Genomic DNA, 23,756 nt, shown 5'->3' on the forward strand with positions numbered 1-23,756 from the left:
GAAGAAACCGATGGGCAGAGGGCTCGTGTTATTGGTCAATCCCAACAAGGTGCACCCGCCGATCGCGCCCTACGCGCTCGACGTGCTCACCACCTCGTTGGAGGCCGCCGACTTCGACGTCGAGGTGGTCGACCTGACGTTTCACCGGGAGGACTGGAAGTCGTACCTCTGCGAGTACTTCGGGGCGCGCAGCCCGCTGCTGGTGGGCGTCACCATACGCAACACCGACACGGTCTACGCCTTCGAGCAGCGCCCCTTCATCGGGGAGCACAAGGAGATCATCACCGAGATCAGGCGGCTGACCGACGCACCGATCGTCGGCGGCGGCATCGGCTTCTCCTCCATGCCCTTCGCGCTCGTCGACTACTTCGGCATCGATTTCGGCGTCAAGGGCCCCGGCGAGCAGATCATCTGCGACCTCGCCGACGCCCTGGTCACCGGCCGCGACACGGGCACCGTCTCCGGGCTGCTGCGCAACACGGGGGAGGGGGTCACGCGGGTACCGCCGCCGGCGCTGATCCCGGCGCCGCGGCGCGGCGCGCCGCCGCTGCCCGGCGGGCAGTTCGAGGACCGGGTGTGGCAGGTGGACCGGGCCGGGACGTACCGGCGCCGCTCCGGCTCTCCGCACAAGGTGGACAACCTCCTGTACTACCAGCGCGGCGGGCTGGCCGGAATCCTCACCAAGAACGGCTGCACCTACCGCTGTTCGCACTGCGTGGAGCCGGACGCGAAGGGCACCCGGTTCGGCCGGCGCGACATCGCCGCCGTGGTCGACGAGATGCAGTCGCTCGCCGCCCAGGGAATCCTGGACCAGCACACCACCGACAGCGAGTTCAACCTCTCCATCCACCACGCGAAGAACCTGCTGCGCGAGATCGTCCGGCGCAAACACGCCGACCCCGGCAATCCGCTGAACGAGCTGCGGCTGTGGGTCTACTGCCAGCCCTCGCCGTTCGACGAGGAGTTCGCGGAGCTGCTCGCCGCCGCCGGCTGCCGCGGGGTCAACGTCGGCTCCGACCACCTGCGCCAGGACATGCTGCGCGGCTGGAAGGTCACGGAGAAGGGCACCACGTACTACTCCTTCGCCGACACCGAGAACCTGGTCCGGCTGTGCCACGCCCACGGCATGATGACGATGGTCGAGGCGCTGTTCGGCATGCCGGGCGAGACCGCGCAGACCATGCGCGAATGCGTCGAGGCGTTCATGGCGCTGGACGCCACCGTCACCGGTTTCTCGCTGGGGCTGCGCCTCTTCCCGTACACGCCGCTCGGCATCGCGATCGCCGAGCAGTGCGACGGGGTGCGGACGGTGCCCGGACTCCAGTCGAATACGGCCACGGAGCCGATCGTGCTGAAGCCGCTCGCCCGGTGTTCGGGCCCGGTGGAGTACGAGCGGCAGTTCATGTTCGACGCGTCGGGCAACTTCCGCCTCGTCTGCTACTTCTCGCCGGATCTCCAGGAGGACGCCGAAACGGTCAATGATCCGTCCGGGCTGCGGCGCCGGTCCGTGGAACTGCTCTGGGAGCTCGTACACCCCTCCGACCACCACAGGGTCATGCTGCCGACGCTGGCGGGCATGAGCGAACACGACAACAACTACGCGGACAATCCGTTCCTTACCAGTCTCAGCGGACTCGGATACACGGGAGCGTTCTGGGCGCATTGGCGGGACCGGGAGGCAATTCTTCGCCGGGCACAAGAGGTAGGAATGGCAGAGTCCGCCGAAAACTGACGTGGCCGGATGTGAATGTGGTTGCCGACATGGTTATCGCGCCATACGGATATCCCCCCGACCGTTGCGGTAAGACTGGCCCGTGCACCATTCTGGTAACGGCCGGTCGGCCCTGAGCCACCGTATGAGATCGAGTCGGGGGGAAGGTAGAAATGCATCAGACGACAGACATCAAGGGGCTGCTCCGGCCACTCTCGTCACAGGGTGAGGTACGAAGAGACTTCGCCGGCCGGCGGCCCGACGGGGACCTCGCGGTCGTCGCCAGACCCCTCGCCACCGTCACCGTCGTACTCGCCGACGCCCAGCCGGCGATCCGCCACGGCGTGCGTTCCGTACTGGAGCGCTCGGGGGGGATATCGGTGGTCGGCGAGGCCGCCACGGCCGACGAGGTGATGGCGGAGACCTCCCGCTGCCGGCCCGACGTCCTCGTGGTCGACCCGCTCATGGACGAGCGCGCCGGCATGCGGGTCATCTCCGAAGTGCTGAGGTTATGGCCCGAAACGGGCATTCTCGTCTTCAGCTCGGTCGACGACGACCGGGTCATCACCGCGGCGCTCCAGGCCGGTGCGCGCGGCTATCTGTTCAAATTCGCCGACGCGGACCAGATCCTGCGCGGTATCCAGGCCGTCGCCGCCGGCGAGGGAATCGTCGACAAGTCGATCGCCAACCGGCTCGGGGCGCTGATGGGTCCGGCGCCGACCGGGCAGTACGGCTATCCCTTCCCCCAGCTGACCAACCGGGAACGGGACGTCCTGGAACGCATCGCCGCCGGCAAGTCGAATGCGGCCATCGCCCGGGAGCTCGTGCTCGCCTCCAAGACCATCAGCAACCGCGTTTCCGCGATATTCGGAAAACTCGGCGTGGCCGATCGGTCCCAGGCGATCGTGCTCGCCCGGGACGCGGGTCTGGGCCATGGTTGATCCGGCAGATTCCCTTTCGACTGGGGAATAGTTCCCCTGTCGAAAGGGAGCCGCCTGCTCCTAGCCTGATCGGCGTCGCCCGTCGCCGGAACATCGAAACGGACGAATTCGGTATTCCGGCCGCCAAAGACGTCGATCGGAGCGGAAAGTTGACCGACCAGGAACACCCCGACGTGGACATCCGCACAGCGGAGCCGGACCATCTGCTCCGGGAGCACGGCCTGGACCTCAGACTCCTGCACCCGTGGCCCGGTCTGCAGGCCCCCTTCCGAGGCGCCTGGTGCGTCCTGCGCCCCGGCGACGTGTCCGAGGCGCACGCCCACCACGAGCGCGAGATGTTCATCGCCATGGCCGGCCGCGCCGAGGTGGTCTGCAACGGCCGCCGCAGGCAGCTCGCCGCGGGGGACATCGCGCTGATGAAGGGCGGGATCGAGCACCACATCGTCAACGGACACGACGAGGACTTCTCCTACTACGCGATCTGGTGGGGCCGGAGCATGTCGGCCGAGTTCCTCGCGGCCACGGACGAGGCCCCGTGATCGACTACGACGGCCGCAGGTTCCGCAAGCCGCAGGGCGACCCGCGGACCGTCGCCGTCTACCACCAGCAGGGCGACCTGGTCTGGGGAGAGGTGCTCGGCGGCGAGGTGCGCCGCGGCTGGACCGTCGGCACCTGTACCCCCGAAGGCGTCCTCTCCATGGGCTACACCCTCGTGTTCGCCACCGGCGAGGTGGTCTGCGGGCGGACCGTCAACACCCCCGAGCGGGCCGAGGACGGCCGCCTGCGGCTGCGCGAGGTCTGGGAGCGCTACGGACCGCACGCCGCGACCGGGATCTCCTACATCGAGGAGGTGCGGTGAACGGCGCGTCCGAGGCGGACTGGCAGCGGCTGGAGAAGACGGTGGCCGGCCGCGTCCTGCGGCCCGGCGACACCGGCTTCCGGGCCTCCAGCGCGCCGTTCAACACCCGCTTCGCCTCGATCACCCCGCACGGGGTGCTGTCCGTGGCGAACGAGGCCGATGTACGGCACGCCATCGAATGGGCCCGCGACACGGGCGTCGGCCTCGTCGCCCGCGGCGGCGGCCACAGCTACGCCGGCCACAGCGTCGCCACGGGCCTCGTCGTCGACCTCGGCGCGCTGAACGCCGTGTCCGCCGACGGCTCCACCGGGCTCGTCACGGCCGCCGGCGGGGCCCGCATGGCCGAGGTCCACGCCGCGATCCAGCCCCACGAGATGGCGTTCGCACTGGGCAACGGCGCCTCCGTCGGCATCGCCGGCCTCACCCTCGGCGGCGGCTCCTCCTCCACCTCGCGCAAGCTCGGCCTCACCGCGGACGCCCTCGTGCGGACCACCCTCATGACGGCCGACGGACAGGTGCTGACCTGCGACGCCCAGGAGAACCCGGACCTGTACTGGGCCTGCAGGGGCGGCGGAGGCGGGAACTTCGGCATCAACCTCTCCTTCACCTTCCAGGCCGCCGCGGTGCCGGACGTCTCCACCTGCCTGCTGCTGTGGGAGGGGGCCGACGCCCTCGAAGCCTTCGCCGCGGTCCAGGAGGCCGCACGGCACGCACCGGACGAGCTCTCGGTCCGCCTCGGGGTCGCGGCCGCGGGCGGCGCCGACCCCGTCGTATCGACCGTCGGACTGCACCTCGGCCCCGCGAGCGAGCTGCGGGAGCTGCTCGCCCCCGTCCTCGCGGCGACCCGGCCCGTACGCGAGGACATCACCGACCGCACGTTCTGGGAGGCCAAGGACTACCTGCTGCACGAGACCTCGGCCGGGGCCTTCGCCGCCCGCACGGGCTTCGCCGACCGGCCGCTGCCCCCCGAGGCCGTGGCCGCCGCCCTGGCCCACCTCGCCCGCCGGCCCGGCAGCGGCAACCCGGACGGCTGCGGACTGGCCCTCTACACCTGGGGCGGCGCGATCAACCGGGTGGCCCCGGCCGACACCGCCTTCGTCCACCGCACGGCGCAGTTCCTGGTCAGCATGGACACCTCCTGGGTCGAACACGACGGCCCGGCCACCGTGGCGGCGAACCTGCGCTGGCTGGCGGAGCTGGGGGAGGCGCTCGCGCCGTACACGGGCGAGGGCGCGTACCAGAACTTCATCGACCCGGACCGGCCGGACTGGCGCACCGCGTACTACGGCGCCAACTATCCCCGGCTCGTGGAGATCAAGAAACGGGTGGATCCGGACGGCTTCTTCACCTTCGCCCAGGCCATCGGCTCCTGAAGGTCCGCGGGAAGTACGCGATCTCGCCGGCGCGTGTTTTCTCCCCCGGTCCGGGTAGGCGGCCCCCATGAGCGAGGACACCCGCACGCTGCTGTTGGGCGGCGGGACGCAGAAGGCCGTCACCCGGTGCCGGGACTTCACCCGGCGCGCGCTGGCCGACTGGCGGTGGACCGCGGAAACGGACGACGGGCAAGACGACGGGCAGGATCCGTACGGCCCGGCACGGCAGGAGGCCGCCGAAGACGTCCTCCTGCTGGTCTCCGAGATGGTCGGCAACGCCTGCATGCACGCGGGCGGCCCCCGTGAACTGGTGCTGCGCCGCACCCCCGGGCGGCTGCGGATCGAGGTCGGCGACGGGAGCCCCGAGCACCCCCGTCGCCGGCGGACCGCGGGATCCGCCCGCCCCGGCGGCTACGGCCTGCTCGTCCTGGACCGGCTCGCCCGGAACTGGGGCTGCGAGCCCTACGCGGACGGGCAGACCGGCAAGACGGTGTGGGCGGAAGTGGCCGTGCCGCTCACGATCGCGCAGGCTCCTGCGGCTCCTCCGGCGGATCCTCCAGGAGACCCGTCCGCAGGGTGGTCAGCGTCCGGTTGAGCAGCCGCGAGACGTGCATCTGCGACAGTCCCAGCCGTTCGCCGATCTCGGACTGGGTCAGCCCGTCGCCGAAGCGCAGCGAGAGCAGCGTGCGCTCCCGCTCGGGCAGCCCGGCCAGGAGCGGCTTGAGCGACTCCAGGCACTCGATCGTGTCGTACGCCGTCTCCTCCGCGCCGAGCGCGGGCCGGTCGGCGTAGGCGTTGTGTTCACCGTCGTCCTGAGCCGGTGCGTCCAGGGAGCGCGCGGAGTACGCGTGCGCCGCCTTCTGCCCCTCCACGAGCTCCTCCGGCGTGACGTGCAGCCGCCCCGCCAGCTCGGCGTCCGTGGGCTCGCGGCCCAGGTCCTGCTCCAGGGTGTCGTGCGCCTTCGCGGCGTCGATCCGCAGCTCCTGGAGGCGCCGGGGCACCTTGACGGCCCAACTGGTGTCGCGGAAGAACCGCTTGATCTCGCCGACGATGGTCGGCATCGCGAAGGTGGTGAACTCGACGCCGCGCTCCGGGTCGAACCGGTTGATCGCCTTGATCAGACCGATCGTCCCGACCTGGACGATGTCCTCCATCGGCTCGCTCCGGCCGCGGAACCGGCGGGCGGCGTATTTCACCAGGCTGAGGTTGAGCTCGACCAGGGTGTTGCGCACGTACGAGTACGCCGCGCTGCCCTCGTCCAGGCTCCGCAGCCGGTGGAACAGTGCCCCCGACAGCGTCCGGGCCTCGCCGGTGCTCACACTCAGCGTGTCCTGCGGAATGCTTTCGGTGACCTCTGTGTACTGCATACGGGCTCCTCCGACGGGTGGTCGCGCCGCATGCGGGTACGGCACGGCCGTCTCGTGAGCTGTTCTCGGTAGGTATACCCCCTCCCGGCGGGCTGAAGCCGCTCATGTGGGGAAGCGCAGCTCAGAGCCCTGCCTCCGGGGACCGCAGCGACTGGCGGACCGCCCAGACCACCGAGACCAGCGGTACCGCGACCACCGCGCCCAGCACCCCCGCGGCGATGGCTCCCGCGACCACGGACAGCGCCACCACCACCGGATGCAGCCGCACCGCCCAGCTCATCAGCATCGGGTGCAGCACATGCCCCTCGATCTGCCCGATGATCACGATCAGGGCGACCACGAGCGCGGCGATCAGCGGCCCCTTGGCAGCCAGTGCCACCACCACGGCCACCGCGAGGGCGACCGGGGAACCGATCAGCGGGACGAACGCGGCGAAGAACTCCAGCAGCGCGAGCGGCACTGCCAGCGGGACGCCCAGGGCGTAGAGCGCCACCCCCACGAGCACGGCGTTGGTCGCCGCGACCAGCACGATCCCGTGGGTGTACCCGGTGAACGTCCGCCACGCGGCCCGGCCCGCGACCGAGATGCGCTGCTGCGCCCCCTTCGGGAACTGTGAACAGATCCAGCGCCACTGCCGGTCACCCGAGTAGATGAAGAAGACCGAGCAGAACACCGACAGCGCCACCACGGTCAAGGCCTGCACCAGCCGCCCGGCGCCGCTCACGGCGGTGCTGAGCAGGCTCGCCCGATGGCTGGAGAGGTAGTCCCCGATCCGGTCCCGCAGATCGCTCAGCGCGTGCGGGCTCAGCCGCAGCGGCGGGCGCTCCAGCAAGGGCTCCAGCCGGTCCAGCCCCGCCCGGAACTCCGCCACCAACGAGTTCCACTCCGAGGCGATCGTCTCCCCGACGAAGGCGAGCGCGCCCAGCGCGACCACGAAGCTGCCCAGGAGAGCGCAGGCCACGGCCAGGGAGCGGGGGATCCACCGGTCCAGCAGATCGGCCACCGGGCGCAGCAGCGCGGACGCGACGAGGCCGAGGAAGACGGCCACGGCGAGCTCGTGGAACCGCCCCAGCACCATGAACACCGTGTACACGACCGCGCCGACCACCAGCAGCCGCCAGCAGTACGCCGCGGCCGTCCGCAGCAGGGGCGACACGGACGCGTTCGGCCGCTCGAGCGGCCTCCCGCCCGGACGGCGGCCGAGGGCCCGGGCGCGCCGGACGGCCACCCGGGAGCGCGGGGCCCCCGTACGCGCCCCGTCCGGGCGGGGCGCCGGCCGGCCTGCGGATCGCCTGGTCATGTACCGCCTTTGCCGGTCGCCCGATGGGTGCGTTTCCCTGTGAACTGCCACGCTGGAATCGGCAGCCCACGCACCGGGAGCCAGATTCGCCCGAAGGAAGCGCCGAATGCCGCCCGAAGCGCGGGCCGCCGCCCCCGCATGAGGCGGCCCCGGGCCGGGCACACGCAGGGCCCAGGGGACCGCGGGCGGACCGCCGCCGCGGGACCCGGGGCTTCCGAACTCGAGGCAGGAGTCCGACGCGAGATGATCACGGTCGGGGTTGAGGAGGAATACGTCCTGCTGGATCCGGTCACCCATCTGCCCGTGTCCCGGGCGGAGGAGGTGCGGGCAGCGGCCGGGCTCGGGCCGTTCGTGGACGCCGGCGAGGTACAGAACGAGCTGCTCCAGGCCCAGATCGAGGTCGCCACGCCCGTCTGCACCGACCTGGACGAGGTCGCCGGCCACCTGCTGCGGCTGCGGCACGCGGTCGGTTCCGCCGCCGAGGAGCACGGCTGCCTCCTGGCCGCCTCCGCAGCGGCCCCGCTGCGGTCCGCGGTGCCGGTCCCGGTCACCCGCAAGCCCCGCTACCTCCGGATGCAGGAGGAAGCCCGCCGCCTCGTCGACGAGCAGCTGATCAACGGCATGCACGTGCACGTGGCGGTGCCCGACCGGGAGATGGGCGTGGCGGTCCTCAACCGGCTGCGCGTCTGGCTGCCGACCCTGCTGGCCATGTCGGCGAACTCGCCGCTCTGGGACGGGCGCGACACGGGGTTCGCCAGCTGGCGCACGATCATCTTCGGCCGCTGGCCGGTCAGCGGCCCGCCCCCGTGCTTCCGTACGCTCGCCGACTACGAGGAGCGCGCCGACGCGCTCGTGGACGCCGGCCTGATCGCCGACCGGGGCCAGCTCTACTGGCAGGCCAGGCTGTCCGAGCGCTATCCCACCCTGGAGGTGCGCTGCCTCGACGTACAGCTGGACGCCACCGACGCGGTGCTGCTCACCGGGATCGTCCGCGCGCTGGTCAGCACCGCGATCGCCGAGGAGAAGGCGGGAGCCGCGTCGGTCACCTGCTCGCCCGAGCTGCTCCAGGCGGCCATGTGGCACGCGGCCCGGCACGGCCTGGACGGCGTGCTGCTGGACCCGCAGGGCTGCCGGCGCAGCGCCGGCGACGTGCTGTGGATGCTGATGCGGCACATCACGCCCGCCCTGGAGGAGGCCGGGGACGAGCGCGAGGTCGGCTCCCTGCTGCACCGGCTGCTCCGGGAGGGCACGCCCGCGGACCGCCAGCGCCGGGCCCTCGCGGACGGCGGGATGGCGGCCCTCGCCGATCTGATCACCGGACAGGGCGCCGGGAGCGGCCGCTGAGGAGGCCGGTGCGGACAAGCGGCGTTCCGGGCCGACGTGCGGGGCGACGGCCCGGACGGGACGATGGGCTGGACGACGGACGGAGCGTGTGGTGGAGATTTCTACGAGGGAGGTCTTCGGCGCGCCGTGCTGGGTCAGCCTGATGGCCCGCGATCTCCAGGGAACGCAGCAGTTCTACGGCGCGGTCCTCGGCTGGAAGTTCCGGCGCGCCCGGCTGGGCGAGGGCTGGACCGTCGCCGAGCTGGACGGGGTGCCGGTGGCCGGCATCGGCACGCTGACCGCCGACCTGCCGGTCGCCGCGGCCTGGACCCCGTACTTCGCCGTGGACGACGCCGACGAGGTCGCGGACCGCATCCGCGAGCGCAGCGGCACCGTCGCGGTCGGCCCGGTCTCCTTTCCCTCCGGCGGCCGCGGCGCCCTGGTCGCGGACCGGGACGGCGCCGTCTTCGGGATCTGGGCGGGCGGGGTGTCCGCCGACTGGCGGGTCGGCCGGGGACCGGCGCCGGCCTGGCTGGAGCTGCGCACCAGGGACGCCTTCGAGGCGGCGATCTTCTACGGCGAGGTGCTGGAGTGGGCCACGGGCCGCCCCGGGTGCTGCGAGGTCTCGTACGAGGACGACCAGGTCGTCCTGCGCCAGGCGGGCGAGCCCGTCGCCCGCCTCAACGGCGGGATCACCGAGGTCGCGACGCACGCCCCGGAGACCAGGCCCCGCTGGCACGTCTACTTCCGCGTCCCGGACCTCGACGAGGCCATCGAGGCGGCCGCCGGCTCCGGCGGGGCGACGCTGTCGACGATCATGTCGAGCGCCACCGACCGCTGGGTCAACCTCCGCGACCCCGAGGGCGCCATGTTCACGCTCACCACGGCCCGCGCGGAGCCCGGGGCCCTCTGATCGCGCCCCCTCTGCTCACGCCCCGCCGTCGAGCCGGAACGCCTCCGCCGACCTCACCGGATCGCCCACCGCGACCCCGTGCAGGACGTGCGCCAGGACCTCCGCCCCGCGCACGACCCGGGGGCCCGGCCGGTTGAAGTACGCCGGCCCGTCCAGCACCCACACCTCCCCGGCCCGTACCGCCGGCAGCTCCGCCCAGCCCGGCAGCGAGGTCAGCAGCTCCCGCTCCCGTACGGTGCGCTCCGGAGGGAACCCGCAGGGCAGCAGGAGCAGCACGTCCGGGCGGGCGGCCCGGACCGTCTCCCAGTCCATCGGCCGGGTGTGCTCGCCCGGTGCGGCGATCAGCGCCTCGCCGCCGGCGCACGCGATCTGCTCCGGCACCCAGTGCCCGGCCGGCCACAGCGGATCCAGCCACTCGACGGCCACCACCCGCGGCCGCGGCCTGCCCGCGGTCAGGGCCCGTACCGCCTCGAGCCGGGCCGTGAGAGCCGCCCGGCGCTCCGTCGCGGTCTCCCGTACGCCCAGCAGCTCGCCCACGGTGACCAGGCAGTCCAGTACGTCGCCGAGGGTGCGCGGTTCGAGGCTGAGCACGCGCGGCCCGCCGTCCAGCACGCGCACGGCCCGGCTCACCCCCGCGTACGAGACCGCGCAGACGTCGCAGAGGTCCTGGGTCAGGACCACGTCGGGCGCGAGCGCGCCGAGCGCCTCGGTGTCCAGGGTGTAGAGGGAGGACCCGCTGTGCGCGGCCCCGCCGACCGCCTCCGAGATCTCCCGGCTGCTCAGCGCGTCCGAGGAGAACTCGGCGCCGGTCACCACCGGCACCCCGGCCACGGAGCCGGGCGGCCAGTCGCACTCGTGCGTACGGCCCACCAGATCGGCGGCCAACCCGAGCTCGGCCACGATGTCGGTGGCGGCGGGAAGCAGGGAGACGATGCGCATGCCCCGAGCCTAGGGGGCGTCTCGTCGATCAGGCCGGGCCCGCGGGGTCAGACCTGGGCGGCTCCGCCGTCCACGAACAGTTCGATGCCCGTGATGTAGCTGCTCTCCTCCGAGGCGAGGAACAGCGCCGCCGCGGCCACCTCCTCCGGGCGCCCGGTGCGGCCCATCGGGACCCCGGACGTGACCTCCTCCAGGATCGCGGCCGGCGCCCGCGACAGCGCGGGGGTGTCGATCGGGCCCGGGCTGAGCGCGTTCACCCGGATCCCGCGCCCCGCGAGCTCCAGCGCCATGCTGCGCGCCATCGACCGGACGGCCGCCTTCGTGGCGCCGTAGACGCCGAACCGGGTGGACCCCGACGATCCGGCGGTCGAGCCGACGAGGATGACCGAACCCCGCTCCCCGAACAGCGGCAGCGCCCGCTGCACGGTGAAGAAGGTCGCGCGGAAGTTCAGGTCCGAGACGATGTCGAACTGCTCCTCGGTGAACTCGGCGACGCCACCCGCCTTCCCGCCGCCCGCGTTGGTCACCAGGACGTCGATCGCCCTGCCTTCGGCCGCCACCGCCGCGTACAGCCGCTCCAGGTCCGCCGACCGGGTGACATCGCCCGGCACACCGACCGCCCCGCCCCCCAACCCGTCCACCGCGGCGGCGAGTTCGGCCTCACGGCGTCCCGTGACGAACACCCGGGCGCCCTCCCGTACGAACCGGTGCGCCGTCGCCAGTCCGATGCCGGCGGACCCGCCCGTGATCACCGCGACCTTGCCGTCCAGCTGTCCCATGAGCGCAGAGGGTCGGGCAGCGCCCTCGGGAAGTCAAGGCACGGGCGCCGTGCACCCGGCTTGGGCCGGGTGGCCCACCGCGCTGGCGCGGCGCCGCGGGGTGGTGTGCGCTGGCGGGGTGAAGCAGGCGTTCCCCCTGCCCGGCCGTCGGTGGTGGGCGGGGCTCTCCCCGGCCGCGGGCGCCGCCGTCATGGCCGCCGGCATCCTCTCCGTCGGCCTGCACCTGATCGGCTTCGACGGGCTGTCGCTGGCCGCGCTGGTCATCGCCACCGCGCTGTGGCTCGTACTCGCCGCCGATTTCACCGTCCGGCTCGTCGCGGACCGGGGCCGGTTCGCGGCCGAGGCCGACACCCCGGCCGCCCTGACGGCCGTGGCCGCCACGACCGTGCTCGGCACCCGGATCTCCCTGCTGGGGTGGCAGGGCGTCGCCGCCGCGCTGCTGGTGCTGGCGGCCGTGCTCTGGCCCGGACTGCTGATCGCCGTCGTGCGGCACTGGAAGCGGCGGATGCCCGGCGCGGCCTTCCTCGTCTGCGTCGCCACCCAGGGACTCGCCGTCCTGGCGGCGACCCTGGCCGCCGCCGTCCACCGCGACTGGCTCGCCAGGGCGGCGCTGGCCGCCTTCTGCCTCGGACTGCTGCTGTACGCGGTCGCCCTCGTGCGCTTCGACTTCCGCGAGGTGCTGCGGGGCGCGGGCGACCACTGGGTGGCGGGCGGCGCGCTCGCCATCTCGGCCCTCGCGGGATCGAAGCTCACGGCTTCACCGGTATGGACCGGTCCGGCGCACACGGCGCTGCGCATCGCCACGCTGGTGACGCTCGCCCTCTCCCTCGGCTGGTACGCGCTCCTGCTCGCCGCCGAGCTGCGCCAGTGGCGGCCGCACTACGACATCCGGCGCTGGGCGACCGTCTTCCCCCTCGGGATGACGGCCACCGCCTGCCTCTCGGCGGCCGCCCCCACCGGGGTGGGCTGGCTGCGCCCGCTGGGCGAGGTCCTCCTGTGGGTCGCGGTGGGCGCCTGGCTGCTGACCTTCGCGGCGCTCGTCGCCACCCGGTCCGGCGGCCGCTCCCATCTGACGGCTTCGTGACGGAGTCCGCGGCACCTGACGAAGTGCTCCCGGCATCCTGCGCCCGCCCGCTCGGCGCATTGCAGGGTGGCCGCGCGAGCTTTCCCCGTTCCGAACACCAGCCGAGGACGCTCGACGGCCCCCTCCCACGTCGCCAAGGGCCGCCCCGGCTTCCGCGGCAACTCCGCCGGATCTTCCTCGAACACACGACAACACAAGGGATGTGAACCACAGATGGCGAACATACTCATCGCCGGCGGAGGCATCGGCGGACTCGCCGCGGCGCTCGGCCTCGCGGGCCGCGGCCACCGGGTGACCGTTCTGGAGCGCAGGGAGACCTTCACCGAACTCGGCGCGGGCATCCAGCTCGGCCCGAACGCCTTCCACGCGCTCGACCTGCTCGGCGTGGGCGCACAGGTCCGCGACCGGGCGGTCTACATCGACGAACTGCGGCTCATGGACGGCACCACGGACGAGCCGATCGCCTCGATGCCGCTGACCTGCGACTACCGTGCGCGTTTCGGCAATCCGTACGCGGTCGTGCAACGCTCCGACGTGTACGAGCCGCTGCTCGAAGGCTGTCGCAGACACCCGCGGATCGAACTGCGCGGCGGCAGATCGGTGGTGGGGTACGAGCAGCGCGGCCAGGGCTCGGCCGAGGTGACCGCCGTTCTGGCCGACGGCGAGCGGCTCACCGGCGCGGCGCTGATCGGGGCCGACGGCATCCGCTCGGCGGTACGGCGCCAGCTGGTCGGCGACGGGGACCCGCGGGTCTCCGGGCACACTATCTACCGCACGGTGGTCCCCGTGGAGCAGGTGCCCGAAGAGCTGCGGTGGAACACCGTGACCCTGTGGGCGGGCCCCAAGTGGCACTTCGTCCACTATCCGATCGCCGGCGGCGCGTTCTTGAACCTGGCCGCGACCCGGGACGACGGCACACGGGTGGCCGTCGTCGGCCGGCCGGCCGAACGCGCGCACGTGCTGGACACGTTCCCGGAGCTGGGCGAGACGGCGCGGCGGCTGCTGGAGCTCGGCCGGGACTGGAAGTCGTGGGTGCTGTGCGACCGCGATCCGGTCGACGTGTGGACCGACGGGCGCGTGGCCCTGCTCGGCGACGCGGCGCACCCGATGCTCCAGTACGCGGCCCAGGGCGCCTGCCAGGCGTTGGAGGACGCGGTGGTCCTCGCCGATTCGCTGGACTGCTGCGAGGACACCGTCGTCCAGCGGCTGGAGAAGTACAGCGCGGCGCGCCGCGAGCGTACGGCCCGGACCCAGCTGGTCGCCCGCGAGATCGGCCGCCGGCTCTACCACCCGGCGGGCGAACTGGCGCGCGAGCGCAACGCGCTGCTGACCGCCCTCTCGGCCGAGGAGATGTACGACGAGGTCGCCTGGCTCCACGGGGCGGACTTCGTCTGAGGAGGCCGCGCCCGGCACCGGGCGCGCGCGGCAGAGCGGCGGCCCCGGTCCTGGACCGGAGGCCGCCGCGGTGGATTCACCGGAGGTGCGCCGAGGGGTTCAGCGGCGCCCGCGCACCAGCGCCGACACCGCGCCCGCGAGGAGCGATCCGGCGACCGGCGCGAGCAGGTAGACCCACAGCAGGCCGGTCGTACCGGAGACGAGGGCCGGCCCGAACTGCCGCGCGGGGTTCCCGCCACCGCCCGAGAGCGGTCCGAGGAAGACGATGACGGCCGCGACACAGGCGCCCATGACGGGCGGCAGCAGCCGCAACAGCGCCGGGCGGGTCCCGGACCAGGCCACGATCAGCATCATCGCGGCCATGGACCCCGCCTCGGCCAGGAACACGGGTCCGGCGCCCCAGCCGGGCCCGGGGGCCAGCGCGGCGTCGCCGACCGCGGCGGCCGCCTCGCCCCACACCAGCCGCGCCAGCACCACCCCGCACACGGAGCCGGCCAACTGCGCCGCGACGAAGGGCAGCACCGCTCTTCCGGGGAAGACGCGCAGCAGCCACAGTCCGATGCTGACGGCGGGATTGAGATGGCCGGCGGTCTCCCGGCGCATGGAGGGCCCGAGCACGGCGGTGACGACCGCGCCGACCAGCAGCCCCATCACCACCAGTTGGCCGCGCGGGGCCGGCACCAGGTCCGAGAGGGGAGAGCCGGGTCCCGCCATCCAGCGGGCGGCCGTGACCACGGTGAACAGCATGCCGGTGGTGAGCGCGAACTCGTAGCCCGCGGTCACCAGGAGGGAAGGCGGGCGCCCGGGCGCGCGTACGGGAGGGCTTGCGGCCGGGGAATCGGTGTCGAGAGGCGTCGGTGTCACCCCATGGAATGTGCGCCGGCGCACGGGCCGCGGCAATCGGCGGGGGAGCCCTGTGTCAGGTCGGCGGGCCGGACCCCCCCCGCGGCCACGGCCACCTGACGAACTGAACCGGCTCCGGTGGACCGGCACGTGCGACCCCCTCGACACTCTGCGGGAGTCGGCCAAGGTCACCTGGTCACCAGCTCATCCCCTTCATCGAGAGGAACCGATCACCTATGTGCGGCCTTGCCGGATGGGTCAGCTTCGAGCGCGATCTGACGGCGCACTCGGACATCGCGTCGGCCATGACGTGCACCTTGGAGTGCCGCGGCCCGGATGCCGGCGGGCTGTGGACCTCGCCCCGTGCGATCCTCGGCCACCGCCGCCTGGCGATCATCGACCTCGAGGGCGGCCGGCAGCCCATGGCCGCCGTCGAGGACGACGCCGCGCAGCCGGTCATCACGTACACCGGCGAGGTCTACAACTTCCGGGAGCTGCGCGAGGAACTGCGCGGACTCGGCCACGAGTTCCGCACGTCCAGCGACACCGAGGTCGTCCTGCGCTCCTACCTGGAGTGGGGCGCCGGCTTCGCGGAGCGCCTCAACGGCATCTACGCCTTCGCGATCTGGGACCCGCGCACCGAGGAACTGCTCCTCGTCCGCGACCGGATGGGCGTCAAGCCCCTCTACTACTACCCGACCGCCGACGGCGTCCTCTTCGGTTCCGAGCCGAAGGCGATCCTGGCCCACCAGGACGCCGAGGCCGTGGTCGACCCCGAGGGGCTGAAGGAGATCTTCAGCATCGTCAAGACCCCCGGGCACGCGGTCTTCCGCGGCATGCACGAGGTCGTCCCCGCCACGACCGTGCGCTTCACCCGCGAGGGGCGGAGCAGCTCGAAGTACTGGGAGCTCAAGGCCGCGCCGCACACCGACGACCTCGACACGACGATCGCCCACGTTCGCGATCTGCTCGAGGACATCGTGGAGCGCCAGCTCGTCGCGGACGTCACCGTCGGCACGCTGCTCTCCGGAGGCCTCGACTCCAGCGCGGTGACCGCGCTCGCCGCCAAGGCCCTCGCCAAGCAGGGCGTCGAACAGCCGCTGCGCGCCTTCTCCGTGGACTTCACCGGCCACGACAACCGCTTCGAAACCAACATGCAGTGGGCCGACCCGGACACCCCGTTCGCGGTCGAGGTCGCCAAGCGCGTCGGCGCCGAGCACATCATCGTCGAGCTCGACAACGAGGACATCCTCGACCCCGAGGTGCGCAGCACCGTACTGCGCGCCCAGGACCTGCCGGTCTCCACCGGCGACATGGAGTTCTCGCTGCTCATCCTGTGCCGTGCGCTGAAGGAGCGGATGACCGTCGCGCTCTCCGGCGAGGCGGCGGACGAACTCTTCGGCGGCTACACCTGGTTCCACGACAAGGAGGCCGTCGAGCTGGACAGCTTCCCCTGGCACCACCCCTTCGAGAAGCTCGGCGGCATCGGCGCGCTGCGCGACGTCGGCCTGTGGGACCGGCTCGGGCTCACCGAGTACGTGAAGGACCGCTACACCCAGGCCCTGGAGGAGGTGCCCCGGCTGGAGGGCGAGAGCGGCTTCGAGGAGCGGATGCGCGAGCGGACGTACCTCAACCTCACCCGCTGGGAGAACTTCCTGCTGGACCGCAAGGACCGCATGAGCATGGCGGCCAGCCTGGAGGTGCGCGTTCCCTTCACCGACCACCGCCTCGTCGAGTACGTCTACAACACCCCGTGGGCGATGAAGAGCTTCGACGGCCGGGAGAAGAGCCTGCTGCGCGCGGCGATGCGCGGAGTCCTGCCCGACGGGGTGCTCGACCGCAAGAAGAACCCGTACCCCTCCACCCAGGACCGCAAGTACGAGATCGCCCTGCGCGAGAAGGTCGAAGCCATCCTCGTCGAGGGCGCGCCGGTGTTCCGGCTGGTCTCGGAGGCGGACGTCCGCAAGCTGCTCGACCGGCCGGTCGGCTCCTACGCCGTCGGCGGCCCCTGGAGCGCCCGCGCCGTGCTGGAGCGGCTCATCGAGTTCAACACCTGGGTCACCGAGTACGACGTCCGCGTCGAGCTCTGACCGATGTGTGCCCCCACCCAGGAGGATCTGACATGGTGACTGAAACGAACATCCCGACGGTGACCGTATGGTCGGACGTCGGCTGTCCCTGGGCGACCCTCGCCCTGCACACGCTGCGCGCCGCGGCCCGGCGCCGCTCCCTGCCGCTGCTCATCGACCACCTGGCCTTCCCGCTGGAGCTGTTCAACCGGGAGCCCACCCCCAAGTTCATCGTGGACCCGGAGATCATGGCGATCGCCGCCCGCCTGCCCGAGCTCGGCTGGCGGATGTGGGACGGGCCGGCGCACACCTACCCGGTGACGACCCTGCCGGCCCTCGAAGCCATCCAGGCCGCGAAGGACCCCGCGATCGGCGGGCTGCGGGGCAGCGACGAGCTGGACGAGGCACTGCGCCGGGCGTTCTACAACGAGAGCAAGTGCATCAGCGTCCACGCGGTGATCCTCGACCTCGCCGAGCAGTGCGAGCACGTCGACGCGAAGGCGCTGGAGCAGGCGCTGGCCCGGGGCGACGGGCGTGCCGAGGTCTACGCGCAGTGGCGGACCGCCGAAGGGCCGCAGATCCAGGGCAGTCCGCACCTCTTCGCCGAGGGCGGCTACGCCTCGCACAACCCCGGCGCCACGTTCACGTGGACCGGCTCCCCCTACAAGGGCGGCCTCCCGCGGCTGGACGACTACAGCACCGCCTGGGCCGACGAACTGCTCGACGCGATCCACCCGTAGGGCCGCAGGAGGAAGGGCCGGCGGGCCCCGTCGCGGGGCGGTGGCGCGGTGCTCAAGGGGTGCGCCGTTCGGCCGCCCCCAGGGCGCCCGCCAGGGCGATGCAGAGGAGCAGCGCCACCGCCAGGGCCAGGGCCCAGCGGGGTCCGTGGTGGATCGTCAGCAGCCCGCCCGCCAGGGCCCCGCAGAACAGGACCGCCACCGAGACCACCCTGCGTACGGAGGCCCGGGACCACGGGTCGGCGGCCAGGCCCGTCAGCGTCCGGGTGACCACGGTGGTGGTCAGATCGGGCACGCCCAGTCGCAGGACGACGGCGTTCTGCAGGCCCATGCCGAGCGCGAGCAGCGCCACGACCGGCAGCGCCCCCGCCCCGCCCGCCGACAGGGCGAGCGCCCCGGCCACCAGTACGGCCTGCGCCGCCACCAGCGGCCCGAACATCCGCACCGGCTCCCGGCCGCGGCGCAGCCGCCCGGCGGCCGTCGCCCCGGCCAGGAAGGCGCCGAGCGCCAGCAGGGAGGCCGCGGCCGACAGCTGGCGGTCCCCGGCGAGGGCGAAGCCGAGGAAGGCCACATTGCCGGTCATGTTCGCGACGAAGGTGTGGTCGAGCCCGAGGTAGCTCACCGCGTCGACGACCCCGCTCACGAAGGTCAGCCCGACCAGCAGCGCCGGCAGCACCCCGTGCGGCCCGCTCCCGCCCCGCGGCCCCGGCGGGAAGAGCAGCCCGGCCAGCCGTCGCAGGATCCCGCTCCGGGCGGCGCCGGCCGTCACCGCGGCGGACCCGCCGCCCCGGGCCCGGCGGCGCGGGCCAGCAGCGCGAGCTGCACCCGGTTCGCGGCGCCCAGTTCGGCCAGCAGCCGGCCGACCAGGCCCCGCACCGCCTCCTGTGCCGTACCCAGCCGCTCGCCGATCTCCCGGTCCGACATCCCCCGGGCGACCAGGCCCAGTACCTCGGCCTCCCGCGGCGGCAGGGCGTCCAGCCGCGCCCGCGCCTGTCGGCGGCGCTCCGCCGCGGGGGCCGGCGAGGCGTCCAGGACCTGCCGCAGCACCCGCGGGGGCAGCACGGCGTCCCCGTCCCGTACGGTGCGCAGAACGGCGAGGAGTTCCTCGCGCGGGGCGTCCTTGGGGAGGAAGGCGTCCGCGCCGAAGGCCAGGGCCCGCTCCACGTCGGCGTCGAGCCCGAAGCCCGTCATGAGGACGATGTGCGCGGCCGCCTCCGGGGCGTCCGGTCCCGGTGCGCGCAGGGCCAGGGTGGCCTCGACGCCGTTCATCCGCGGCATGCGGAGGTCCAGCAGCAGGACGTCCGGCAGGTGCGTCCGTACGGCATCCACCGCCTCGTGTCCGTCCCCGGCCTCGGCCACCACGTGGAATTCCCCCGTCGACTCGACGGACGTCCGCAGTCCGCTGCGGACGACGGGTTCGTCATCGGCGACGACCACCCGCCCCACATGCCCGAACTCCATGCGCCACCCCGTTCCGAAAGGGACTTTTGGCGCAAACCGTACCCGCCGGACGGGCGGCATCGAATGAACGACCCGGAATCCCGGACGCCTTCCGCCGCGATTGTCAGTGGTCCTCAGTAGGGTCCCCCCATGGCATACACGTTCCAGGTGACCATCGACTCCGCCGACCCGCACCCCCTCGCCGACTGGTGGGCCGAGGCCCTCGGCTGGGAAGTCGAGGCGACCGACGAGGAGTTCATCCGCAGGATGGTCGCCGAGGGCAAGGCCTCCGAGGAGGACACCACCACCCACCGCGGAGCCCTCGTCTGGAAGGTCGGCACGGCCATCCGCCACCCCGAGGGGATCGAGCGCGCACCCCGCGTCCTGTTCCAGCTCGTCCCCGAGCCGAAGACGGTCAAGAACCGGGTCCACCTGGACGTCCGCACCGGCTCCGACGACCCGCGGGAGGTCGTCGAGCGGCTGATCGCCAAGGGCGCCCGGCACCTCCACGACAGCAGCCAGGGCCCCTACACCTGGACCACGCTCGCCGATCCCGAGGGCAATGAGCTCTGCGTCTCGCACTGACGACACCCCCTAGGCTGCGCCTGTGAACGTCATCCTCTTCGGCGGAACCGGAATGATCGGGCGGGGTGTTCTGCGCGAATGCCTGCGCGACGACTCCGTCACGGCCGTCCTCTCCGTCGGCCGCACCCCGCTCGGCGTCTCCCACCCCAAGCTGCGCGAACGCGTCCAGGACGACCCCTGCGACCTCTGGGCCCCGGACCTGGACCTGGCCTCCTTCGACGCCTGCTTCTTCTGCCTCGGCGTGTCCGCCGTCGGCATGAAGGAGCAGGAGTACCGCCGCGTCACCCACGACCTCACCCTCGCCGCGGCCCGCCCGCTCGCCGCCGCCAACCCGCGCCTGACCTTCGCGTACGTCTCCGGCGAGGGCACCGACAGCACCGAGCAGAGCCGCACCATGTGGGCCCGCGTCAAGGGGGAGACCGAGAACGACCTGCTCCAGCTGCCCTTCCAGGCCTACATGTTCCGCCCCGGCCTCGTGCAGCCCGTCCGCGGCATGCCCTCCAAGACCTTCCTCTACCGGGCCGGCTACGCGCTCACCGCGCCGGTCTTCCCGCTGCTGCGCCGCTTCGCGCCCCACCTCGTCACCACCACCGAGGCGCTGGGGCGCGCGATGATCAACGTCGCGAGTCCCGGAGCCGGCGTCCGCACCCGCGTCCTGCGCCCCCGGGACATCAACCGCCTGGCCCAGAGCCCTCCGGACCAGCGATAATTCAGTACCGGGCGCATCCTCCCGCACGTGAGAATGAACCATCTCGAACCGGGAGGAACCCATGGGCCACAACCAGGCCTACCCGACGCTGCACGACCTGCTGCCGCAGCAGGAGCTCGCGGCGGCCATCGACGCCGGACACGTGAGCCGCAAGTCGCACCCCGAACTGCCGCTGTCCATCTACACGTACACGCGGACGGCACAGTACGAGCAGGTGTGGAACCGGGTGACGATGCGCTGCCGCGGACTCGTCGCCGACGACACCACCGGCGCGATCGTCGCCCTGCCGCTGCCGAAGTTCTTCAACGTCGGCGAGCACGAGTCCGGCCGGCCGTACGCACCGGCCCTGCCCGACGAGCCGTTCGAGGTGTACGACAAGGTCGACGGCAGCCTCGCGGTGGTCTTCCACTACGCCGGCCGCTGGCGCGTCGCGTCCAAGGGATCCTTCATCAGCACCCAGGCCACCTGGGGCCAGCGCCACCTCGACGGCCGGGACACCTCGGCCCTCGTCCCCGGTGTGACCTACCTCGCCGAGATCCTGTACCCGCAGAACCGCATCGTCGTCGACTACGGCGACCGCCGGGACCTGGTGCTCCTCGCCGCGTTCGGCCCGGACGCCACCGAGGTCCCGCTCGCCGAGGCCGCCGTCCACTGGCAGGGGATCGGGTCCGTGGTCACGGTGTGGCCGGCCATGCCGCTCGCCGAACTGCTGGCGCTCGCCGAGTCGAACACCCTGCCCGGCGGCGAGAACGCGGCCGGCACCGACGCCGAGGGCTTCGTGCTGCGGTTCGCCTCGGGTGTGCGCGCCAAGGCCAAGCTGTCCGAGTACGTACGCCTGCACAAGCTGGTCACCGGTGTCACCGAGCGGGACGTCTGGCGCAGCCACGGCGTCGAGCGGTTCCCCGGCCTGCCCGCCAAGGAGCTGGCGCAGGGCCTGAACTGCACCGCCGCCGACATCGAGGCCTCGGGCGGCAAGCCGCTCGAAGCGCTGCTGCAGCAGGTGCCCGACGAGTTCGACACCTGGGTGCGCGAGGTGGTCGCCCGCCTCGAGGACGCCGCGGCCGAGCGCGAGCGCGCCATCGACGAGGCGTACGCGCGGCTCGCCCCCCTGGCGGGCGACCGGGGCGCGTTCGCGCGCGCCGTCAAGGCGCTGCCCGACCGCTGGATCCGCCCCGCGATGTTCCTGCGGCTGGACGGCCGGTCCACCGCGCTTGCCGTATGGCGGCAGGTGCGGCCGGAGGCGTCCGACCCCTTCACGACCGATGAGGAGAACTGACCAGTGTCCGAAGACCCCGCACGCCCCGTCGTCCACGTCATGACCGGGTTGCCGGCCTCGGGGAAGACGACGGCCGCGCGCGCCCTGCAGGCCGAGGCCGCGGGCCGGATGCGCCGCGTCAACCTGGACGACCTGCGGGCCATGCTCGACCTGCCCGACCCGCAGCGCGGCCGCTCGTACCGGCACGAGCAGACCGTCCTGGCCGTGCAGGACGCGGCCGTGCGCGCGGCCGTCGAGGGCGGCTTCGACGTGGTCGTCGACAACACGCACCTGACCTCGCACATCCCCAAGCGGCTCAAGGCGGCGGTGGCCGGGCGCGCGACCTTCGTGGTGCACGACTTCACCGATGTGCCGGTCGAGGAGTGCCTGCGCCGCGACGCCGCGCGGGAGCGGCCGGTCGGCGAAGAGGTCATCAGGATATTGAACGACAAGCACATGAGCGCCAAGAAGGGCGGCTGGCGGCTCACCGCGGAGTGGCTGAACGACCAGCCCGTGGTCGAGCCGTACGTGGCCGACCCGGCGCTGCCCTCCGCGGTGATGTGCGACATCGACGGCACGCTCGCGCTCACCGGCGACCGGAGCCCGTACGACTTCTCGCGCTGCGAGATCGACGCGCTCAACGAGCCGGTGCGCTACGCCCTGGACGCCTTCCGGCGCGCCGACGGCGACACCATCGTGCTGCTGTCCGGGCGCGGCGAGGAGCACCGGCCGCAGACGGAGGCGTGGCTGCGCCGGCACGCGGTGCCGTACGACGAGCTGTGGATGCGGCCGCTCGGCGACACGCGCCGGGACGACGTGGTGAAGGCGGAGCTGTTCGACGCGCACGTACGCCACCGCTACGCGGTGCGGGTCTCCCTCGACGACCGGGACCGGGTGGTCGCGGTCTGGCGCCGGATGGGCCTGGCGACCTGGCAGGTCAACTACGGGGACTTCTAGGCGTCGGGCGGTCCCGGGCCCCGCCCATACTGGGGCCATGAGCGTGTTGATCGTGGACGGCGCGAACGTCGTCGGCTCCGTGCCGGACGGCTGGTGGCGGGACCGGCGGGGAGCGGCCGAACGGCTGCGCGACCGCCTCGCGCGACGGGATCCGGCCGCGGGCGGGCGGATCGAGGGCATCGGGGCGGTCGAGGAGATCGTCCTCGTCGTCGAGGGCGCGGCCCGGGGCGTCGAGTCCGTTCCCGGGGTACGGGTGGACCCGGCGCCCGGGAGCGGTGACGACCGGATCGTGGAACTGGCCGCCGCCTACGCGGATCGCGGCTGCGTCGTGGTCACGGCGGACCGGGAACTGCGCGAGCGGGTCCGGGCGTACGGGGCGCGGTGTGTGGGGCCGCGGACCGTACGCCCGCCGGACTGACCGCCCGGTGTGCCGGCCGGAAGGTCAGTCGCACCACTTCACGTGGTCGAGGTTCTTGACGTAGCGGGCGGTGACCCAGGCCTTCTTGCTCTCCTTGCCGTCCTTGCCCTCCATCGCGTCCGCGGCGTCCTCCATGTCCTGGGAGGTCTCCGTGTTCGAGACCCCCGGCTGGGCCACGGGCTCCCGGCCGTCCTTCTCCTTGACGTGGAGGAGGTACCAGATGTCGTTGCCGTCCACCTTCTCGCCGCGCACCTTGCACACGATGGCGACCTTGTGCTCCGGCTTCACGTGCCCCACGGAGTGCGAGCGGCTGGTCGGCTTGGAGCGGAGCTTCAGCGGTCCGTGCGAGACGACCTTGCCGACGGTGTACTTCCGGCCCTCGTACGTGCCGGCCTGGTCGCCGTCCGGTTCGAGGACGACCAGTTCCTGCGAGGGGCCGTCGGCCGTCGGACCCTCGTCCGCGACGGCGGCGCCCGCTCCGACCCCGCCGAGCACCAGGCTTGCGGCGGCGAGGGCGAGGACGGTCCTGGTGGGCTTCCGCATGTGCAGGCTCCTCTGCGAAGACATCCACCCGGCCGCGGTGGGCCGCGGGCCGGGGCGGCGGCCAGTCGGCTGCCACGGTCGACTATGGCGAGGGCCGGTCGGGAAGCCCCGATGACTCACCGCCGCTTAGCCCGAAATGCCCAATAAGCGCCCTTCGGGTCCGAGGTGGGATCATCGGGACATCGCGCGGTCGAGGCACCCGTTCGAGGGACTCCG

At 72.7% G+C, this 23,756-nt stretch carries 25 protein-coding genes; 17 read left to right on the forward strand and 8 right to left on the reverse strand.

Features of this window, described 5'->3' with window-relative positions; translation table 11 throughout:
• Nucleotides 1–25: 25 nt before the first annotated feature.
• The 6 genes from tsrT to ACFYZS_RS07790 all read left to right on the forward strand — a co-directional run bounded on the left by tsrT (nt 26) and on the right by ACFYZS_RS07790 (nt 5,479).
• On the forward strand, nt 26–1,732 hold the full coding sequence (gene tsrT, locus ACFYZS_RS07765) for a tryptophan 2-C-methyltransferase (protein ID WP_389007891.1): 1,707 nt from the start codon (nt 26–28) through the stop codon (nt 1,730–1,732).
• 152 nt (nt 1,733–1,884) lie between these two features.
• The gene (locus ACFYZS_RS07770; RefSeq protein WP_389007893.1) at nt 1,885–2,652 is read left to right on the forward strand and encodes a response regulator; all 768 of its coding nucleotides are present in this window, start codon (nt 1,885–1,887) and stop codon (nt 2,650–2,652) included.
• 149 nt (nt 2,653–2,801) lie between these two features.
• Nucleotides 2,802–3,191, forward strand: a complete 390-nt coding sequence (locus tag ACFYZS_RS07775; protein WP_389007895.1) for a cupin domain-containing protein — start codon at nt 2,802–2,804, stop codon at nt 3,189–3,191.
• Nucleotides 3,188–3,511: a hypothetical protein gene (locus ACFYZS_RS07780; protein ID WP_389007896.1), complete on the forward strand. Its 324-nt coding sequence runs from the start codon at nt 3,188–3,190 to the stop codon at nt 3,509–3,511. Before ACFYZS_RS07775 ends, ACFYZS_RS07780 begins: the two co-directional genes overlap by 4 nt.
• Nucleotides 3,508–4,884, forward strand: coding sequence for an FAD-binding oxidoreductase (locus ACFYZS_RS07785; protein WP_389007898.1), 1,377 nt, complete (start codon nt 3,508–3,510; stop codon nt 4,882–4,884). Before ACFYZS_RS07780 ends, ACFYZS_RS07785 begins: the two co-directional genes overlap by 4 nt.
• A 67-nt stretch (nt 4,885–4,951) precedes the next feature.
• Entirely contained in the window at nt 4,952–5,479 is a 528-nt protein-coding gene (locus tag ACFYZS_RS07790) for an ATP-binding protein (protein WP_389007900.1), read from the forward strand.
• Here ACFYZS_RS07790 and ACFYZS_RS07795 read toward each other — a convergent pair.
• Complete coding sequence (locus ACFYZS_RS07795) at nt 5,400–6,251, reverse strand: SigB/SigF/SigG family RNA polymerase sigma factor (RefSeq protein ID WP_389007901.1); 852 nt, start codon at nt 6,249–6,251, stop codon at nt 5,400–5,402. The genes ACFYZS_RS07790 and ACFYZS_RS07795 overlap by 80 nt on opposite strands.
• Nucleotides 6,252–6,372: 121 nt before the next feature.
• The gene (locus ACFYZS_RS07800; RefSeq protein ID WP_389007903.1) at nt 6,373–7,551 is read right to left on the reverse strand and encodes an AI-2E family transporter; all 1,179 of its coding nucleotides are present in this window, start codon (nt 7,549–7,551) and stop codon (nt 6,373–6,375) included.
• Between the two features lie 243 nt (nt 7,552–7,794).
• On the opposite strand from ACFYZS_RS07800, the gene ACFYZS_RS07805 reads away from it, so the two are divergent.
• On the forward strand, nt 7,795–8,895 hold the full coding sequence (locus ACFYZS_RS07805; protein WP_389007905.1) for a glutamate--cysteine ligase: 1,101 nt from the start codon (nt 7,795–7,797) through the stop codon (nt 8,893–8,895).
• A 142-nt stretch (nt 8,896–9,037) separates the two neighbouring features.
• The gene (locus tag ACFYZS_RS07810; RefSeq protein ID WP_389008803.1) at nt 9,038–9,787 is read left to right on the forward strand and encodes a VOC family protein; all 750 of its coding nucleotides are present in this window, start codon (nt 9,038–9,040) and stop codon (nt 9,785–9,787) included.
• A gap of 15 nt (nt 9,788–9,802) precedes the next feature.
• On the opposite strand, the gene ACFYZS_RS07815 is transcribed toward ACFYZS_RS07810, so the two are convergent.
• Nucleotides 9,803–10,726: a cobalamin-binding protein gene (locus ACFYZS_RS07815; RefSeq protein WP_389007907.1), complete on the reverse strand. Its 924-nt coding sequence runs from the start codon at nt 10,724–10,726 to the stop codon at nt 9,803–9,805.
• A gap of 47 nt (nt 10,727–10,773) precedes the next feature.
• Nucleotides 10,774–11,505, reverse strand: coding sequence for an SDR family NAD(P)-dependent oxidoreductase (locus ACFYZS_RS07820; protein ID WP_389007908.1), 732 nt, complete (start codon nt 11,503–11,505; stop codon nt 10,774–10,776).
• Nucleotides 11,506–11,623: 118 nt separating this feature from the next.
• Between ACFYZS_RS07820 and ACFYZS_RS07825 the strand changes: the two genes are divergently transcribed.
• The gene (locus ACFYZS_RS07825) at nt 11,624–12,589 is read left to right on the forward strand and encodes a tellurite resistance/C4-dicarboxylate transporter family protein (RefSeq protein WP_389007910.1); all 966 of its coding nucleotides are present in this window, start codon (nt 11,624–11,626) and stop codon (nt 12,587–12,589) included.
• Between the two features lie 213 nt (nt 12,590–12,802).
• Entirely contained in the window at nt 12,803–13,984 is a 1,182-nt protein-coding gene (locus tag ACFYZS_RS07830; RefSeq protein WP_389007912.1) for a 3-hydroxybenzoate 6-monooxygenase, read from the forward strand.
• A 99-nt stretch (nt 13,985–14,083) separates the two neighbouring features.
• Here the strand turns inward: ACFYZS_RS07830 and ACFYZS_RS07835 are convergent, their stop codons facing one another.
• Nucleotides 14,084–14,848 (reverse strand): MIP/aquaporin family protein, encoded by a 765-nt coding sequence (locus tag ACFYZS_RS07835; protein WP_389007914.1) that lies wholly within the window; start codon nt 14,846–14,848, stop codon nt 14,084–14,086.
• Nucleotides 14,849–15,063: 215 nt separating this feature from the next.
• Here ACFYZS_RS07835 and asnB point away from each other — a divergent pair, with 215 nt between their 5' ends.
• On the forward strand, nt 15,064–16,917 hold the full coding sequence (gene asnB, locus ACFYZS_RS07840; protein WP_389007916.1) for an asparagine synthase (glutamine-hydrolyzing): 1,854 nt from the start codon (nt 15,064–15,066) through the stop codon (nt 16,915–16,917).
• Between the two features lie 32 nt (nt 16,918–16,949).
• Nucleotides 16,950–17,636 carry a DsbA family protein gene (locus ACFYZS_RS07845; RefSeq protein WP_389007918.1) on the forward strand — a complete coding sequence of 229 codons (687 nt, stop codon included), beginning with the start codon at nt 16,950–16,952 and terminating at the stop codon, nt 17,634–17,636.
• Between the two features lie 52 nt (nt 17,637–17,688).
• Here the strand turns inward: ACFYZS_RS07845 and ACFYZS_RS07850 are convergent, their stop codons facing one another.
• On the reverse strand, nt 17,689–18,402 hold the full coding sequence (locus ACFYZS_RS07850; protein ID WP_389007920.1) for a YoaK family protein: 714 nt from the start codon (nt 18,400–18,402) through the stop codon (nt 17,689–17,691).
• Nucleotides 18,399–19,094, reverse strand: coding sequence for a response regulator (locus tag ACFYZS_RS07855; protein ID WP_389007922.1), 696 nt, complete (start codon nt 19,092–19,094; stop codon nt 18,399–18,401). Before ACFYZS_RS07855 ends, ACFYZS_RS07850 begins: the two co-directional genes overlap by 4 nt.
• A gap of 129 nt (nt 19,095–19,223) precedes the next feature.
• Here ACFYZS_RS07855 and ACFYZS_RS07860 point away from each other — a divergent pair, with 129 nt between their 5' ends.
• The 5 genes from ACFYZS_RS07860 to ACFYZS_RS07880 all read left to right on the forward strand — a co-directional run bounded on the left by ACFYZS_RS07860 (nt 19,224) and on the right by ACFYZS_RS07880 (nt 22,997).
• Nucleotides 19,224–19,658, forward strand: coding sequence for a VOC family protein (locus tag ACFYZS_RS07860; protein ID WP_389007924.1), 435 nt, complete (start codon nt 19,224–19,226; stop codon nt 19,656–19,658).
• Nucleotides 19,659–19,680: 22 nt separating this feature from the next.
• Nucleotides 19,681–20,367, forward strand: coding sequence for an epimerase (locus tag ACFYZS_RS07865; RefSeq protein ID WP_389007926.1), 687 nt, complete (start codon nt 19,681–19,683; stop codon nt 20,365–20,367).
• 61 nt (nt 20,368–20,428) lie between these two features.
• Entirely contained in the window at nt 20,429–21,643 is a 1,215-nt protein-coding gene (locus ACFYZS_RS07870; RefSeq protein WP_389007928.1) for an RNA ligase, read from the forward strand.
• Nucleotides 21,644–21,646: 3 nt separating this feature from the next.
• Nucleotides 21,647–22,579, forward strand: coding sequence for an AAA family ATPase (locus tag ACFYZS_RS07875; protein WP_389007929.1), 933 nt, complete (start codon nt 21,647–21,649; stop codon nt 22,577–22,579).
• Between the two features lie 37 nt (nt 22,580–22,616).
• Nucleotides 22,617–22,997 (forward strand): NTP pyrophosphohydrolase, encoded by a 381-nt coding sequence (locus ACFYZS_RS07880; RefSeq protein ID WP_389007931.1) that lies wholly within the window; start codon nt 22,617–22,619, stop codon nt 22,995–22,997.
• A 24-nt stretch (nt 22,998–23,021) separates the two neighbouring features.
• Here ACFYZS_RS07880 and ACFYZS_RS07885 read toward each other — a convergent pair whose 3' ends face one another.
• A complete protein-coding gene (locus ACFYZS_RS07885) occupies nt 23,022–23,540 on the reverse strand; it encodes a hypothetical protein (protein ID WP_389007933.1) in 519 nt (172 codons plus the stop codon).
• Nucleotides 23,541–23,756 lie beyond the last annotated feature (216 nt).

The sequence above is a fragment of the Streptomyces sp. NPDC001903 genome (assembly GCF_042891345.1).
Lineage (GTDB): Bacteria > Actinomycetota > Actinomycetes > Streptomycetales > Streptomycetaceae > Streptomyces.

Bases quoted from the DNA above. Each gene is read 5' to 3' on its own strand.
- ACFYZS_RS07790 (WP_389007900.1), top strand. From the start codon at position 4,952: ATGAGCGAGGACACCCGCACGCTGCTGTTGGGCGGCGGGACGCAGAAG.
- ACFYZS_RS07855 (WP_389007922.1), bottom strand. From the start codon at position 19,094: ATGGAGTTCGGGCATGTGGGGCGGGTGGTCGTCGCCGATGACGAACCC.
- ACFYZS_RS07880 (WP_389007931.1), top strand. From the start codon at position 22,617: ATGAGCGTGTTGATCGTGGACGGCGCGAACGTCGTCGGCTCCGTGCCG.
- asnB (WP_389007916.1), top strand. From the start codon at position 15,064: ATGTGCGGCCTTGCCGGATGGGTCAGCTTCGAGCGCGATCTGACGGCG.
- ACFYZS_RS07860 (WP_389007924.1), top strand. From the start codon at position 19,224: ATGGCATACACGTTCCAGGTGACCATCGACTCCGCCGACCCGCACCCC.
- ACFYZS_RS07870 (WP_389007928.1), top strand. From the start codon at position 20,429: ATGGGCCACAACCAGGCCTACCCGACGCTGCACGACCTGCTGCCGCAG.
- ACFYZS_RS07815 (WP_389007907.1), bottom strand. From the start codon at position 10,726: ATGCGCATCGTCTCCCTGCTTCCCGCCGCCACCGACATCGTGGCCGAG.
- ACFYZS_RS07830 (WP_389007912.1), top strand. From the start codon at position 12,803: ATGGCGAACATACTCATCGCCGGCGGAGGCATCGGCGGACTCGCCGCG.
- ACFYZS_RS07795 (WP_389007901.1), bottom strand. From the start codon at position 6,251: ATGCAGTACACAGAGGTCACCGAAAGCATTCCGCAGGACACGCTGAGT.
- ACFYZS_RS07805 (WP_389007905.1), top strand. From the start codon at position 7,795: ATGATCACGGTCGGGGTTGAGGAGGAATACGTCCTGCTGGATCCGGTC.
- ACFYZS_RS07810 (WP_389008803.1), top strand. From the start codon at position 9,038: ATGGCCCGCGATCTCCAGGGAACGCAGCAGTTCTACGGCGCGGTCCTC.
- ACFYZS_RS07885 (WP_389007933.1), bottom strand. From the start codon at position 23,540: ATGCGGAAGCCCACCAGGACCGTCCTCGCCCTCGCCGCCGCAAGCCTG.
- ACFYZS_RS07845 (WP_389007918.1), top strand. From the start codon at position 16,950: ATGGTGACTGAAACGAACATCCCGACGGTGACCGTATGGTCGGACGTC.
- ACFYZS_RS07770 (WP_389007893.1), top strand. From the start codon at position 1,885: ATGCATCAGACGACAGACATCAAGGGGCTGCTCCGGCCACTCTCGTCA.
- ACFYZS_RS07820 (WP_389007908.1), bottom strand. From the start codon at position 11,505: ATGGGACAGCTGGACGGCAAGGTCGCGGTGATCACGGGCGGGTCCGCC.
- ACFYZS_RS07800 (WP_389007903.1), bottom strand. From the start codon at position 7,551: ATGACCAGGCGATCCGCAGGCCGGCCGGCGCCCCGCCCGGACGGGGCG.